The 14,351-nt window shown below is 65.4% G+C and carries 12 protein-coding genes; 7 read left to right on the plus strand and 5 right to left on the minus strand.

Annotated features, from left to right (window positions below):
- Window positions 1-151 precede the first annotated feature (151 nt).
- Both CAG11_RS34325 and CAG11_RS34330 read right to left on the minus strand, forming a co-directional pair.
- Window positions 152-751: a zinc-binding dehydrogenase gene (locus tag CAG11_RS34325; RefSeq protein WP_256578818.1), complete on the minus strand. Its 600-nt coding sequence runs from the start codon at window positions 749-751 to the stop codon at window positions 152-154.
- A 118-nt stretch (window positions 752-869) separates the two neighbouring features.
- Entirely contained in the window at window positions 870-1,154 is a 285-nt protein-coding gene (locus tag CAG11_RS34330) for an alcohol dehydrogenase catalytic domain-containing protein (protein WP_256578819.1), read from the minus strand.
- 285 nt (window positions 1,155-1,439) lie between these two features.
- On the opposite strand from CAG11_RS34330, the gene mrdA reads away from it, so the two are divergent.
- Complete coding sequence (gene mrdA / locus CAG11_RS32090) at window positions 1,440-3,332, plus strand: penicillin-binding protein 2 (protein ID WP_085600590.1); 1,893 nt, start codon at window positions 1,440-1,442, stop codon at window positions 3,330-3,332.
- A gap of 1 nt (window position 3,333) precedes the next feature.
- Here the strand turns inward: mrdA and CAG11_RS32095 are convergent, their stop codons facing one another.
- A complete protein-coding gene (locus tag CAG11_RS32095; protein ID WP_085600592.1) occupies window positions 3,334-4,320 on the minus strand; it encodes a LysR family transcriptional regulator in 987 nt (328 codons plus the stop codon).
- 205 nt (window positions 4,321-4,525) lie between these two features.
- Between CAG11_RS32095 and CAG11_RS32100 the strand changes: the two genes are divergently transcribed.
- Genes CAG11_RS32100 through CAG11_RS32110 form a run of 3 tightly spaced genes read left to right on the plus strand, consistent with a single transcriptional unit; the run spans window position 4,526 to window position 7,505 of the window.
- Complete coding sequence (locus CAG11_RS32100; protein ID WP_085600595.1) at window positions 4,526-5,827, plus strand: MFS transporter; 1,302 nt, start codon at window positions 4,526-4,528, stop codon at window positions 5,825-5,827.
- The gene (locus tag CAG11_RS32105; protein ID WP_085600597.1) at window positions 5,824-6,579 is read left to right on the plus strand and encodes a class II aldolase/adducin family protein; all 756 of its coding nucleotides are present in this window, start codon (window positions 5,824-5,826) and stop codon (window positions 6,577-6,579) included. The genes CAG11_RS32100 and CAG11_RS32105 overlap by 4 nt, the downstream gene beginning before the upstream one ends.
- The gene (locus CAG11_RS32110) at window positions 6,576-7,505 is read left to right on the plus strand and encodes a glyoxylate/hydroxypyruvate reductase A (RefSeq protein WP_085600599.1); all 930 of its coding nucleotides are present in this window, start codon (window positions 6,576-6,578) and stop codon (window positions 7,503-7,505) included. Before CAG11_RS32105 ends, CAG11_RS32110 begins: the two co-directional genes overlap by 4 nt.
- Here the strand turns inward: CAG11_RS32110 and CAG11_RS32115 are convergent.
- Window positions 7,499-8,434: a LysR family transcriptional regulator gene (locus CAG11_RS32115; protein WP_085600601.1), complete on the minus strand. Its 936-nt coding sequence runs from the start codon at window positions 8,432-8,434 to the stop codon at window positions 7,499-7,501. The genes CAG11_RS32110 and CAG11_RS32115 overlap by 7 nt on opposite strands.
- A gap of 180 nt (window positions 8,435-8,614) precedes the next feature.
- Between CAG11_RS32115 and CAG11_RS32120 the strand changes: the two genes are divergently transcribed.
- Genes CAG11_RS32120 through CAG11_RS32130 form a run of 3 tightly spaced genes read left to right on the plus strand, consistent with a single transcriptional unit; the run spans window position 8,615 to window position 12,210 of the window.
- On the plus strand, window positions 8,615-9,925 hold the full coding sequence (locus tag CAG11_RS32120; protein ID WP_085600603.1) for an MFS transporter: 1,311 nt from the start codon (window positions 8,615-8,617) through the stop codon (window positions 9,923-9,925).
- A 19-nt stretch (window positions 9,926-9,944) separates the two neighbouring features.
- On the plus strand, window positions 9,945-11,174 hold the full coding sequence (locus tag CAG11_RS32125) for a Zn-dependent hydrolase (protein ID WP_085600605.1): 1,230 nt from the start codon (window positions 9,945-9,947) through the stop codon (window positions 11,172-11,174).
- A 10-nt stretch (window positions 11,175-11,184) separates the two neighbouring features.
- Window positions 11,185-12,210: a histone deacetylase family protein gene (locus CAG11_RS32130; protein ID WP_085600607.1), complete on the plus strand. Its 1,026-nt coding sequence runs from the start codon at window positions 11,185-11,187 to the stop codon at window positions 12,208-12,210.
- 170 nt (window positions 12,211-12,380) lie between these two features.
- Here the strand turns inward: CAG11_RS32130 and CAG11_RS32135 are convergent, their stop codons facing one another.
- Window positions 12,381-14,318: an amidohydrolase gene (locus CAG11_RS32135; RefSeq protein ID WP_085600608.1), complete on the minus strand. Its 1,938-nt coding sequence runs from the start codon at window positions 14,316-14,318 to the stop codon at window positions 12,381-12,383.
- Window positions 14,319-14,351: the final 33 nt, after the last annotated feature.

The raw sequence follows: 14,351 nt of genomic DNA on the forward strand, positions 1-14,351 counted from the left end.
TCGCCGATGGTAGTGTGGGGTTTCCCCATGTGAGAGTAGGTCATCGTCAAGATTAAATTCCGAAACCCCAATTGCGAAAGCAGTTGGGGTTTTGTCTTTGCGCGGACGAAAACCTGGCAAGCGGCCCGGCACTTGCCGGGCCTGATCTGGTTCAGGCAAACACTTGCCCGGGCTGCAGGCGAGCGATCCACTTGCCGTGCTGCTCCGCATCCCTGAGCGCCTCGAGCTTTGCCGGCAGTTCGTTGAAGTCGAAAGGCAACAGGGCAGAGCCCTTGAGCTGACCCTGTGCAACCTGCTGCAGCAAATAGGCACCCTGTTGCTGGTAGCGTTGCCAGTCGGCTTCGACGCCGTGTGCATGAAGACTGTTCAACGCCACTTCATGCAGGGAAATGGCTGTGCTGAATGCTGGCAACGGCGCCGTCTCCTGGCGATCCTGGATACACACCAAGTGCCCGTTGTAGCCCAGCAACTCGGCCAGGTTCGCCGCGTGCCTGCCGCTGACCGTATCGAAGATAGCCGAAAGCCGTCGGCTACCCAGGCGGGCTTGCAATTCAGCCCGCCACTCTGGCCGGTGATAGTCGAAGACTCCAACCACACCCTGCTCCAGCAGTCGTTCATGATGCTTGGCTGAAGCCGTGGCCCAGACCCGCATCCCCCTCTGTACCGCCATCTGCGCCAGTAACGAGCCCACGGCGCCGCCGGCACCCACCACCAGCACATCCCCCACGCCCGCCTGGGGCAGCTTGTCCAAAGCTTGCAGAGCCGTCAGACCGGGGCAAGGCAAGGCCGCCGCCACAGCGTCGTCCAGCTCATCAGGGAGGACAATGGCGGCCCTGGCATCGATCAGGCTGTATTCGGCGAAACTACCGTCAGCTCAACCCTTGGTGATAAGCCACTCGGGTTCCTGGTCGGATGCTTGTATCAGGGCCTGCCGCCGCCACCACCCCGACACCATCCACGCCCGGCACATGGCCGTCCCGCCAGTCGTCGTGGCCCCACTCGATCATTTTCCAATCCACCGGATTCAACGCGATCACGCTATTGGCGATCAGCAGTTGATTGGTCGACGGCTGCGGCAGGGCTTTACGGATCGATCGCAGGCCAGGCAGGCCGGCTCCCCGGGTCCAGCCCCAGGCCACATATTCGCTTGGCATCTTCACTCTCCATCAGGTTTCAAGACGCTCTTGCGCCAGCCAGGTCGACCGGCCAAGAGCATCTTGCAGTCTCCCCAGTGAGTAATGCGGGAAAAACCCAAGAATCGGAACAACACCCTTGATCACAGGTCAATAATGCCCCCAGGCCAGCACCATTGATCAGCCGTGGGGGAAATCCCGGCAAAGTCGGCGGCCGGTTTTTGGTATGGTGCAGCTCTTTTTTACGGACCCGATTTCACCCGCACGGACCAGCGTCGACCTCTATTTCACCGAGAAGCTGTAGCAATGCCCGAAGCGATTCCGATCAAGGACCACGAGAAAGAAACCCGCCTGGTCAACAAGCGGCTGCTGGCCTGCGCCGTGCTGGTAGCGGCCATCACCTGTGCGCTGGTGGGGCGCATGTATTTCCTCCAGGTGGTGGAGTTCGACTACCACTCCACCGTTTCGCAGAACAACCGTGTCCACGTGTTGCCCATCACCCCGACCCGTGGGGTGATCTATGACCGCAATGGCGTGGTCCTGGCGGACAACCGCCCCAGCTTCAACCTGACCATCACCCGTGAGCGCGCCACCGATCTCAAGGGCGAACTGGATACCGTGGCCGAGCTCCTGCACTTGCCGCCGGAAGACCGGGCGCTGTTCGACAAGGCCATGAAGCAGGCCCGCCATCCTTTCGTGCCCGTCACCCTGTTCTACCAGCTCACTGAGGAGCAGATCGCCGTATTGGCGGTGAACGAATACCGCTTGCCAGGCATGGATGTCGAAGCCCAGTTCGTCCGGCATTACCCCCTGGGGATGCACTTCGCCCACTCCATCGGTTATGTCGGGCGGATCAACGAGAAAGAAGCCAAGACCCTGGACTCGGTGGAGTACCGCGGTACCCAATCCATCGGCAAGACCGGTATCGAGAAGTTCTACGAATCCGAACTGCATGGCCATGTCGGTTACGAAGAGGTGGAGACCAACGCCCAGGGGCGGGTCATGCGCGTGCTCAAGCATACCGATCCGGTCCCCGGGAAGAACATCGTCCTGAGCCTGGACGTGAAGCTCCAGGAGGCTGCCGAGCAGGCCCTGGGTGACCGCCGCGGCTCGGTGGTGGCCCTGGACCCGTCCACTGGCGAAGTGCTGGCCATGGTCAGCAACCCCAGCTTCGACCCCAACCTGTTCGTTACCGGCATCAGTTTCAAGGAATATGCCGCCCTGCATGATTCCATTGACCGACCGCTGTTCAACCGCGCGTTGCGCGGCCTCTATGCGCCGGGCTCGACTATCAAGCCGGAAGTGGCCATCGCCGGCCTGGATACCGGCGTAGTCACTCCCACCAGTCGCGTCTTCGATCCGGGCTACTACCAACTGCCGGACTACGACCACAAATACCGCAATTGGAACCGCAGTGGCGACGGCTGGGTGGACATGGACGCGGCGATCATGCGCTCCAACGACACCTACTTCTACGACCTGGCCCACAAGCTGGGTATCGATCGCCTGCACGACTACATGGCCATGTTCGGCCTCGGGGAGAAGGTCTCCCTGGACATGTTCGAGGAAGCCCCGGGACTGATGCCGTCCCAGGCCTGGAAGCGCGCCACCCGCCGCCAGGCGTGGTTCCCGGGAGAAACGCTGATCCTCGGCATTGGCCAGGGCTACATGCAGGTCACGCCGCTACAGCTGGCCCAGGCCACGGCACTGATCGCCAGCAAGGGGGTATGGAACCGGCCGCACCTGGCCAAGACCGTCGATGGCGTGGCCCCGGTGGACCCGCATCCGATGCCCAACATCCTGTTGAAGGACCCGCGCGAGTGGGACCAGGTCAACCATGGCATGCAGATGGTCATGCACGATCCTCGCGGCATTGCCCGCGCCGCTGCTGCCGGGGCCCAGTACCGGATTGCCGGCAAGAGTGGTACCGCCCAGGTGGTGGCGATCAAGCAGGGCGAGCGTTATGACCGCCTCAAGACCCGCGAGCGCAACCGCGACAACGCCCTGTTCGTCGGCTTCGCCCCGGCCGAGCATCCGCAGATCGTGATCTCGGTGATGATCGAGAACGGCGAGGCCGGTGGCCGGGTCGCCGGCCCCGTGGTGCGGCAGATCATGGACGCCTGGCTACTGGACCAGAACGGCCACCTCAAGCCGCAGTACGCCGCACCGGCCAAGGCTCCTGGCGACCCCCACGTCTGAGTCAGCGCAGCACCAGGCTGTCCGGCACCTGCTCGTGGATACTGAGCATGTGCTGGATGCTCTGGAGAAACAGCGCCTCGGCCTGGCTCATCTTCTGCTCACGGTTCCACAGCAGCTGGATATCGAAATCCACCACCCCATCCTCCGGCGGCAGCGGCCACAGCAAGCCCTGTTCGACGTCCCGGCGCACCAGGTGGATCGGCAGGCAGCCAATGCCGAAGCCGGCGCAGATCAGCCGATGAATTTCCTCGAAGCTGGTGGAAGAGGCGACGATCTTGCCGGTAAAACCCTGCTGATCGCGAAACAGCGTCAGGGGTGACAGGTTGCCTCCCAGCTGGTCGCTGGTGAAGCTGACGAAGTTCTCCGTGGCCAGCTGTTGCAGGCTCAGGTTGGCCTGGCCGAACAGCCGATGGCGCGGGCCGCAGAAGTAGGCGTAGCGCTCCCGGAACAGCACCCGCTGCTCCAGCCTGGGCTGCGGCAGCCGGCACAGGCCCACCCCCAGGGTCGCGGTCTTTTGCAGCAGCGAACTGATGATGTCCGGACTGCCCAGCACCTCCACCTCCAGCTCGATCTTCGGATGCGCGGCATGAAAGTCAGCGAGGAACTCATCGTAGTGCCGGGCCTTCACCCCACTGACGGTGAGAATCCGGATCTTGCCCACCACGTCGTCCTGGCGGCTTTGCACCACGGTGCCCAGGCGCGAGATGTCGCCATAGATATCGGTGGCGATGCGCAGCACTTCCTCGCCGGTCTCGGTGAGTTCGAAGCGCCGCCCGCTACGGACGATCAGCAGGCAGTCCAACTGCTCCTCGAGCCGCTTGAGGGCCTGGCTGACCGCCGACTGGGTGATGTGCAGGCGCGCGGCGGCGCGGCTCATGCTGCCTTCCTGGCCGATCACCAGGTAGGTGCGCAACAGGTTCCAGTCCAGGCGATCGTTGAGAAAACGCCGTCCGGCCCAGGAGCCGGTCACAGGATCGAGTGTCGACATGGAGCTCCTCTAAAAACGACCTGCCTCGCCTAGGTTTTAGAAGCGTCCATGGGGAGCTCTAGTAGTAGCAAGGCTAATAGTTAGGATAAGAATTCGAAAATTGACTAATCCTTGCACGACGGCGATAAAGCCCACAAGCGCCATAGAGCGCCGCCTGACCAAGCCTTCAGCACCTGCCCATAACTACAAATACACAGGTCCTTGCATGCACAGCACCCCTCAGCCGCGACGCGCCGCGGCAGCGGCCTTCATCGGCACCACCATCGAGTTCTACGACTTCTATATCTACGCCACGGCCGCGGCCCTGGTGCTGGGGCAGGTGTTCTTTCCCAGCAGCGACCCGGTGACCAGTACCCTGGCGGCGTTCGGCAGCTTTGCCGTGGGGTTCGTCGCCCGGCCCATGGCGGGCATGGTCTTCGGCCACCTGGGCGACCGCCTCGGGCGCAAGAAGATGCTCCTGGTGACCATGGCGCTGATGGGCCTGGCCACCACCGGCATCGGCCTGCTGCCCAGCTATGCCAGCGTTGGCATCTGGGCACCCATCGGCCTGATCGCGTTGCGCTTGATCCAGGGCATTTCCGTCGGCGGCGAGTGGGGTGGGGCGGTGCTGATGGCCAGCGAACACGCTCCGGCCCGGCGCAAGACCTTCTACGCTTCCTTCGCCCAATTGGGCAGCCCCGCCGGCCTGCTGCTGGCATTGATCGCCTTTCGCCTGGTCACCAGCCTTGCCCCCGAGGACTTCCTCGCCTGGGGCTGGCGCCTGCCGTTCCTGGCCAGTGGCGTGCTGATGATGGTGGGCCTGATGATTCGTAGCGGGGTGCATGAATCGCCGGAGTTCGCCAAGGCCCGGGATAACCAGGAGACCGCGCGCTACCCGGTGCTGGAGGTGGTCCGCGACTGCTGGCGGCAGATCCTCCTGGCCGCGGCGGCAGTGACCATAGGTTCGGCCGGTTTCTTCTTCACCAACACCTTCATGATCACCTACGTCACCCAGTACCAGGGCATCCCCCGGGCCACCATCCTCGACTGCCTGTTCCTCGTCACGGTGATCCAGCTGCTGTCGCAACCGCTCTCGGCCCTGCTGGCCGAGCGCATCGGCGAAGGGCGCTTCCTGACCCTGGTGGCCCTGCTGTGCATGGTCACGCCGTACCCGATGTTCCTGCTGGTCGGTACCCAGAACATCCTCTTGATGACCCTCGGCATCGCCCTGGCGGTGGTGATCCTGTCGGCGCTGTACGCGGTGATCGCCGGCTACATGACCCAGGCGTTCCCGGTGCACCTGCGCTACTCAGGGATATCCATCGCCTACCAACTCAGCTGCGCCGTGGCCGGCGGCACCACGCCGCTGCTGGGGACGCTGCTGGCCAGCAAGTTTTCCGGGCAATGGCTGCCCCTGGCGCTGTTCTTCAGCCTGCTGTCGGCGTTGTCGCTGATCGGCGTCTGTGGCTTGGCGCGCATGCGCGCCAAGCCGGTGGTCCAACCCGCTCCCCAAGAGGTGTATCCGTGAGCAAACCTGAACACATGAGTGCCGTCGAATGGCAGGCCCGTTGCGAACTGGCGGCGCTGTATCGCCTGGTGGCGCACTTTCGCATGACCGACCTGATCGACACCCACATCACCCTGCGCATCCCCGGGCCCGAGCACCACTTCCTGATCAACCGCTACGGGGTGATCTTCGACCGCATGCGTGCCAGCGACCTGGTACGCATCGACCAGGAGGGGCGCATCGTCGATCCCCACTACAGCGGGCACCGGGTCAACGCCGCCGGCTTCGTCATCCACTCGGCGATCCACATGGCCCGTCCCGACCTCAACTGCGTGATCCATACCCACACCGCCGCCGGCATGGCAGTGGCGGCCCAGCAGCAGGGCCTGCTGCCCATCAGCCAGCATGCATTGAAGTTCTACGGCAAGCTGGCCTACCACACCTATGAAGGCATCGCCCTGTCCCTGGACGAGCGCCAGCGCCTGATCGCCGACCTGGGCCCGCACAAGGCCATGATCCTGCGCAACCACGGCCTGCTGGTGGGCGGCGCCAGCGTGGCCCACGCCTTCCACGAGATCCACTTCCTGGAGCGCGCCTGCCAGGCCCAGGTACAGGCCCTGGCCGGAGGCTCGGTGCTCAACTACCCGTCGCCACAGATCTGTATCCACACCGCCGAGCAGTTCGAGCGCGACGATGCCGACCACATCATCGAGCTGGCCTGGGACGCGGCCCTGACCCTGATCGAGCACCAGCGCGAGTCCTACCTGTCATGAGTCCTGTGGTGCTGCTGTCCCGTGACCGCCTGTTGCTGCAACAACTGCAGCAGGCCTTTGCCCACAGTGCGCCGCAGGTGCAGGCATTGCTGGCAGGCGACCCCGGGGCTGCCGAGGCACGGCTGGCGGCCTGCTGGTTTCCGCCGCCGGGCAGCCTGCGAGCCTTGCCGGCATTGCAGTTGATCCATTCGGTGGCGGCCGGCATCGATCACCTGGAACACGATCCAGGCTGCCCGCCATTGCCGGTGTGCCGGGTGGTGGACCCCGGGCACCGCCAGGGCATGACCGAGTACGTGCGCTGGGCGGTGATCCACTACCACCGGGGCTTCGACCGGGTACTGCGGCAGCAGGCCGGGCACTGCTGGGAGCGGCCGCTGCAGGTGCCGGCGCAGGACTTCAAGGTCGGGGTCATGGGCCTGGGTTCCCTGGGCGCCGCCATCGCCCAGGACCTGGCTGGCGCGGGCTACCAGGTGCGTGGCTGGGCCCGCAGTGCCAAGCAGTTGCCCCAGGTGCGCTGCTTCGCCGGCGCCGAGGCGCGGGATGGCTTCCTCGACGGCCTGGACCTGCTGGTCAACCTGCTGCCCCTGACGCCCGAGACCCGGGGCATCCTCGGTCATGCCACCTTCGCCCGGCTGGCGCCAGGGGCGGCGCTGGTCAATTGCGGGCGTGGCGGGCACCTGCGGATCGACGACCTGCAACAGGCCCTGGCCAGTGGCCAACTGCGCGGCGCCTTGCTGGATGTCTTCGACCAGGAGCCGCTGCCGGCGGACCATCGGTTGTGGAGCCTGCCCGGGGTCACCGTCACCCCGCACATGGCCTCGGCCGCCTCCCACGATTGCATTGCCCGGCAAGTGGCGGAGAACCTGCGCCGCCTGGAGGCGGGCGAACCGCTGCTGAACCTGGCCGACCGCCGCCTGGGCTACTGAGTGTCCAGGCACGCCTGCAAGCGTTCGAGGAACAACGCCTCGGCGCGGCTCAGGCGCTGCTCGCGGTTCCACAGCAGGTGGATGTCGACGTCGGCGATGCCCTCGTGGGGCGGTAGCCGCCACAGCAGCCCGCTGTCGACATCGGCCGCCACCACATGTTCCGGCAGGCAGCCGATGCCGAACCCGGCGATCACCAGGCGGCGCACTTCTTCCAGGCTTGGGGAGGAGGCGACGATACGTCCGCTGAAGCCCTGCTGGTCGCGGAAGATGGTCAACGGCGAGAGCATGCCGCCGATCTGGTCGCTGGTGAAACTGACGAAGTTCTCCCGTTGCAGGTCGCCCTCGGCCACATCCGCGCGGCCGAACAACGGGTGGTGCTTGCCACAGAAGAACGCATAGCGCTGGCGCAGGAACAAGCGTTGCTCCAGGCGCGGCTGCGGCCGGCGGTTGAGGCTCAGGCCCAGGGTCGCGGTCTTCTCCTGCAGGGCGCTGACGATGTCCGAGCTGCGCATCACGTCCACCTCCAGGTCGACCCGTGGGTGCTGGCGATGAAAGTCCGCCAGGAACTGGTCGAAGCGCTCGTTGCAGATGCGGCTGATGATCAACAGCCGGACCTTGCCGATCACCTCGTCGGCAGGCTGCTCCAGCACGCTGCCGACCTGGGACACCTGGCCGTAGATCTCGCCGGCCAGGGCGAAGATCTGCTCGCCGACTTCGGTCAGGGCGAAGCGCGGGCCACGGCGGGCGATCAACTGCCGGCCCAGTTGTTCCTCCAGGCGCTTGAGGGCCTGGCTCACCGCGGGCTGGGTCAGGTGCAGGCGCGCCGCCGCACGGCTGATGCTCAACTCCTGGCCGATCACCCGGAAGGTGCGCAGCAGGTTCCAGTCCAGGCGGTCGTTGAGCAAGCGGCGGGCATCGTGGTCGGACATGGCGAAGGCTCTGGGGCGGGCGAGGGTTTGATAATAAGCCAGGATAATAATCGAGATAACCAATAGAAAATTGACTGATTATCCCCGGCCGCGGATAAATCCACTCCACAACGGCGCCCGCAGAAGGCGCCTGCGCTGCACCGTCCTCCTGCCAGAACAACAATCAAGGGAGCCTGATCCATGTCCTCCGCCTCGCCTCAACCGCGCCGGGCCGCTGCCGCCGCGTTCATCGGCACCATGATCGAATGGTACGACTTCTACATCTACGCCACGGCCGCGGCGCTGGTATTCGGTGCCTTGTTCTTCCCCTCCAGCGACTCGCTGTTCAGCACCATGGCGGCCTTCGGCACCTTCGCCGTGGGCTTCTTCGCCCGGCCCCTGGGCGGCATCATCTTCGGCCATATCGGCGATCGCATCGGGCGCAAGAAGTCCCTGGTCATCACCTTGCTGATGATGGGCGTGGTCACGGTGTGCATCGGCCTGCTGCCGACCTACGCGCAGATCGGTGCCACGGCGCCGGTGCTGCTGGTCCTGTTGCGCATCGTCCAGGGCATCGCCGTGGGTGGCGAGTGGGGCGGGGCAGTACTGATGGCCGGCGAGCATGCGCCCAAGGGCCGACGCAACTTCTTCGCTTCCTTCGCCCAGCTGGGCAGCCCGGCCGGGTTGATCCTCTCGCTGCTGGCGTTCAGCGCCGTGACCCGCTTGCCCGAGGAGGCCCTGATGAGCTGGGGCTGGCGCCTGCCGTTCCTGGCCAGTGCGCTGTTGCTGGTGGTGGGCCTGGCGATTCGCCTGGGGGTCGAGGAGTCGCCGGAATTTCTCGCCAGCCGCGAGCGCGCCGCCAAGGCTGCCCGCCATGAGCAGGCGCCGGTACTGGAAGTGCTGCACAGCGCCTGGCGGCCGTTGCTGCTGTGCATCGGCGCCAACACCCTGGGGATCGCCGGGGTGTACTTCACCAACACCTTCATGATCGCCTACAGCACCCAGCAGCTGCAGATTCCCCGGTCGCTGATCCTCGAGTGCCTGTTCGTGGTGGCGATCATCCAGTTCTGCATCCAGCCCCTGGCCGCCTGGGTCGCCGAGAAGATCGGCGCCACGCGTTTCCTGTGCCTGGTGGCGCTGCTGGCCATGGCCTCGCCGTACCCGATGTTCGTGCTGGTGAGTTCGGCCCAGGCGCCGCTGATGATCCTCGGCATCGCCCTGGCGGTGGTGTGCATGGCGTCCTTCTATGCGGTGATCGCCGGCTACGTCAGCGGTATGTTCGAGACTCGGGTGCGCTACACCGCGATCTCCCTGGCCTACCAGGTCTGCGGCGCTGTGGCCGGTGGCCTGACGCCCTTGATCGGCACCTGGCTGGCCCATCGTTTTCTCGGCCAATGGTGGCCGATGGCGCTGTTCTACAGCCTGATCGCCGCCGTATCGCTGCTGTGCGTGCTAGCCCTGGCGCGCCGGCACGCCGCTGCCCATCGCCTGGAAATGGCATCCCACGCCTGACTGTCTGGAGAACCTGAAGATGTTGAAGATCAATGGCGAACGCCTGTGGGCGAGCCTGATGGCCATGGCCGAGATCGGCGCCACCGCCCGTGGCGGTAGCTGCCGCCTGGCCTTGAGCGAGGAAGACAAGGCCGGTCGCGAACTGTTCGCCCACTGGTGCCGCGAAGCCGGGCTGGACCTGAGCGTCGATCCCATCGGCAACCTGTTCGCCAGGCGCCCCGGGAGCGACCCACAGGCTGCGCCGGTGATGATCGGCAGCCACCTGGACACCCAGCCCGAAGGCGGCCGTTTCGACGGGGTCTACGGGGTGCTGGCCGGGCTGGAAGTGCTGCGCAGCCTGAACGACCAGGGCATTGTCACGCGCAAGCCGCTGGAGCTGGCGGTCTGGACCAACGAAGAGGGAGCACGCTTCACCCCGGCGATGTTCGGCTCGGCGGTGTTCACCGGGGCCATGGCCCTGGAAGCGGCGCTGGCGGTGCGCGACGCCGAGGGCATCAGTGTCGCCCAGGCTTTGCAGAGCACCGGTTATGCCGGCCAGCGGCCCTTGGGCGGGGCGGTGGATGCCTACTTCGAAGCGCATATCGAGCAGGGACCGATCCTCGAGGACAACGCCAAGAGCATCGGCGTGGTCAGTGGTGGCCAGGCCATCCGCTGGCTCGACATCGAGGTCGAAGGCATGGCCGCCCACGCCGGGACCACGCCGATGCCATTGCGCAAGGACGCCCTCTACGGTGCGGCGCAGATGATCCTGGCGGTGGAGCGACTGGCCGCCGATTTCGCTCCCGAGGGCCTGACCACCGTGGGTGAGCTGAGCATCGCCAAATCCTCGCGCAACACCATTCCCGGCCTGCTGCAATTCACCGTCGACCTGCGTCATCACCAGGACCAGCAGATCGCCGCCATGGAGCAACAGGTCCAGCAGCGCCTGGAGGACATCGCCCGGCAACGGGGGCTCAAGGTACGCATCAGCCGTCACTGGGTCAGCCCGGCCACGCCGTTCGACGCCGACTGCGTGGCAGCGGTGCAGGAGGCAGTGGACGGCCTGGGCTACCCTCAGCAGTCCATCGTCAGCGGCGCCGGCCATGATGCGATCCTGCTGGCGCGTTACTGCCCGACCGCCATGGTGTTCATTCCCTGTGTCGGCGGCCTGAGCCACAACGAAGCCGAAGATGTCTTGCCCGAGGACGTGCGCCAGGGCGCCGATGTCCTGCTTAACGCCGTGCTGGCCCGTGCCGGCCGGGTCGCTTGAGGAGCCTTGCATGCGCAGTTTTTTCCACCCCGAACAATTGCTTCACCATCCCCGGAGCTATTTCTCCCGGGGCCAGATGCGCACGCCCCAGGAAGTGCCCGAGCGGGCGCGGCGCCTGGTGCAGGCGGTACACACCCTGGGTTTCGCCCTGGAGCAACCGCTGGATGCCGGCCTGCAACCCTTGCTAGCGGTGCATGGTGCGGCCTACCTGGAGTTTCTCGAACAGGCCCATCGGCGCTGGAAGGACATCCCCGAGGACTGGGGCGAAGAGGTCATGTCCAACATCTTCGTGCGTGAGCCCAATGCCCTGCGTGGTGTCCTGGCCCAGGCCGCGCGCTACCTGGCCGACGGCAGTTGCCCGGTGGGCGAGTGGACCTGGCGCTCGGCCTACTGGTCGGCCCAGAGCGCCATCGCCGGGGCCAGGGCGCTGCTCGATGGCGAACCGGCGGCCTACGCCCTGTGTCGCCCGCCGGGGCACCATGCGCGGGCCGAGGCTGCCGGTGGCTTCTGCTATCTGAACAACGCGGCCATCGCCGCCCAGGTGCTGCGGGAGCGATACAGCCGGGTCGCGGTGCTCGACACCGACATGCACCACGGCCAGGGCATCCAGGAAATCTTCTACGAGCGCAGCGACGTGCTGTATGTCTCGGTGCACGGCGACCCCACCAACTTCTACCCGGGCGTCGCCGGTTTTGCCGAGGAACGTGGCAGTGGTGCAGGCCAGGGCTACAACCTCAACCTGCCCATGGCCCACGGTGCCAGCGAAGAGGATTTCCTCGCGCGGCTGGAGCAGGCCCTGGCCGCGGTACGGGCGTTCGATGCCCAGGTGCTGGTGCTGTCCCTGGGCTTCGACATCTTCGAGCTGGACCCGCAAAGCAAGGTGGCGGTGACCCGTGCCGGCTTCGCCAGCCTGGGCCAGCGCATCCGCGGCCTGGGGCTGCCATGCCTGATCGTCCAGGAGGGCGGTTATCACCTGGAGAGCCTGGAAGACAACGCCCGGGCCTTCTTCGCCGACGCCGCGGCCTGGACCCGTTGACCGAACCCGCTGACCGGATCAGGCGCTGGTTGTGTGTTTGCCAGGGGAGCGAGTGGACGGCGCTCGCCCCTGGCTAGAGCCTTTACCTTCGCCTGAGTGTTGCCATCTGCAACGGCCCGAGTGTCCCGCAACACCATCGCCGGCGCTGCGGGAACGGGCTTGCCGAGGTGTCAGCTGGCGCTGCTGGAGTACACCCGCTGGCCGCCTTTCCAGGTCTCATGCACCTTGATGTCGCGGAGGCTAGTGGCCGGGACGTTTTCGTCCAGCGGGTCCTGCTCGAGGATCACGAAGTCGGCGAAGTTGCGCTCGGCCAGGGAGCCGGTCCAGGCTTCGGCATTGCACTGCCAGGCGGCATCGTAGGTGATGGCCTTCAGCGCTTGTTTACGCGTCAGGCACTCTTCGGGGTTGAGCACCGGCAATTGCTGTGGATCCCGTACATAGGCTGTTTGCCCAGGCAGGCGCAGGCCTTCCATCTTGCGTGTCACCGCCTGCTCCATCGAGCGCAGCGGGCCCAGCGGCGTGACCGTGCAATCGCTGTGCAGGGAGATCCGCAGATCCTTGCCCAGGGCCATCTGGCACAGGTCGAGCATGGTGTCGGCGCGATTCTCGAAGATCGCCTGCTGGAAGGCGTAGCCCCAGTAACCGACATGCCCCACCAGGAAACTGGGCGACAGCCCCAGCTTGACCATGGTCTTGAGGCGATCTTCGCTGAGCAGCGAGCAGTGTTCGATGCGGTGGCGCTTGTTCAGGCCCACACCCTGCTCGAAGGCTTTCTGGTAGGCCTGCAGGGTGAAGTCGATGGCCCGGTCGCCATTGGCGTGGATCATCAGCGGCCAGCCCTTGGCGGCGACGGCCTGGACCAGGTCCTGGTAAGCGACGGGGAGGTCTTGCGGATCCTGCTCGCCCTCATCGCAGAAGTTGAAGTTGCCCTTGGGGCGGGTACCGGCATTGCAGCAGTAGTCGGTGGTCTGGTAACCGGTCAGCCCCTGGTTGGAACCGTCCGAGACCAGCTTCACCGAGCCCTGGTACATGCGCTTGGCCTGTTCGCGGGTGGCCGCCTGATAGGCCGGTAGCTGGCTGATGCTCTTGGGCGTGCCGTTGCAGGCAGCGGCGTAGCCGATGCGCAGGGTCCGTGGATGGTTGAGGAAATAGGCATCCAGCAGCAGCTTGGAGATGGGGTCCATCATGGCGTCGTACAACAGGGTGATACCGCGCTGCGCGGCGGTGGCGAAGTAGTGCTCCAGGCGCTTGAAGATGTTGAGCATCTCCAGTTGCTGCTTGAGGGGAATGACCAGGATCGCCTTGAGCACATCCTCTTCCTGCACCGTGCCGTCAGTGACCGTGATCCCGGCCTGGGTGACCCGTTCGCTGGCGGCGCTGTTCAGGTAGGCGGTGTGCATCGAGGCGCTGACCAGCAGCATCGGGTGCAGCTTGTCGATGCTGTCCAGGTTGCCGACTTCTTCGTCGAAGCCGCAGCCCAGGGTGATGAGCTGGTTCTGGCCCCCGGGCACCACCTTGAACGGCATCAGCGCCGGATCGACCATGTGCCCGAGGATCCAGGTCGAATCGTCCTTGGGCAACCGGGCCTGGATGGTGGTCTTCAGCCAGTTCCAGTCATAGACGGGGCGCAGTCGCTGGTTCTGCCGCTCGTCGTGGTTGAAGGTTTGGCTGTCGGGGTCGGTATCCACGTCATTGACGATGGCGCCCAGGTTCAGCCAGCCATCCATGGCACAGCTCTGCACGATATGGGCGTGGGGTTCCACCAGGCCGGGTAGCAAGGTCCTGCCGCCCAGGTCTTGGGTGGTATAGGTGAGCTTCAAGTCCTGCATGCGCGCCTTGACCTCGGCCAGGGTGCCGACGGCCACCACGTCGCCGGCATGGATGCTCAGGGCCTCGACCCGGTCGTCCATGTTGCCCTCGCGCAGCGGATAGATGGTGCCATTGGTGAAGACGATGGATGCGCCGTCCGGCTCTTGCAGCGGGCCATGGGCTTCGCGGGGCAGCCCGGCCATGTAGCGGGCCGGGTCGAGGCTGTGCTTCAGCGCTTCCCAGACCAGGTTGTGGCATCCGCACTGGATGTAGTCATGATCATTTCCATTTGATCCCATGATGCGTTCCTCAAGGTTCTTGGTGGTTTGAGG

The organism is Pseudomonas sp. B6(2017) (genome assembly GCF_002112765.1).
GTDB classification, from domain to species: Bacteria; Pseudomonadota; Gammaproteobacteria; order Pseudomonadales; family Pseudomonadaceae; genus Aquipseudomonas; species Aquipseudomonas piscis.

Bases quoted from the DNA above. Each gene is read 5' to 3' on its own strand.
- CAG11_RS32120 (WP_085600603.1), top strand. From the start codon at position 8,615: ATGTCCTCCGCCTCGCCTCAACCGCGCCGGGCCGCTGCCGCCGCGTTC.
- CAG11_RS32110 (WP_085600599.1), top strand. From the start codon at position 6,576: ATGAGTCCTGTGGTGCTGCTGTCCCGTGACCGCCTGTTGCTGCAACAA.
- CAG11_RS32095 (WP_085600592.1), bottom strand. From the start codon at position 4,320: ATGTCGACACTCGATCCTGTGACCGGCTCCTGGGCCGGACGGCGTTTT.
- CAG11_RS32125 (WP_085600605.1), top strand. From the start codon at position 9,945: ATGTTGAAGATCAATGGCGAACGCCTGTGGGCGAGCCTGATGGCCATG.
- CAG11_RS32130 (WP_085600607.1), top strand. From the start codon at position 11,185: ATGCGCAGTTTTTTCCACCCCGAACAATTGCTTCACCATCCCCGGAGC.
- CAG11_RS34330 (WP_256578819.1), bottom strand. From the start codon at position 1,154: ATGCCAAGCGAATATGTGGCCTGGGGCTGGACCCGGGGAGCCGGCCTG.
- mrdA (WP_085600590.1), top strand. From the start codon at position 1,440: ATGCCCGAAGCGATTCCGATCAAGGACCACGAGAAAGAAACCCGCCTG.
- CAG11_RS32100 (WP_085600595.1), top strand. From the start codon at position 4,526: ATGCACAGCACCCCTCAGCCGCGACGCGCCGCGGCAGCGGCCTTCATC.
- CAG11_RS32115 (WP_085600601.1), bottom strand. From the start codon at position 8,434: ATGTCCGACCACGATGCCCGCCGCTTGCTCAACGACCGCCTGGACTGG.
- CAG11_RS32135 (WP_085600608.1), bottom strand. From the start codon at position 14,318: ATGGGATCAAATGGAAATGATCATGACTACATCCAGTGCGGATGCCAC.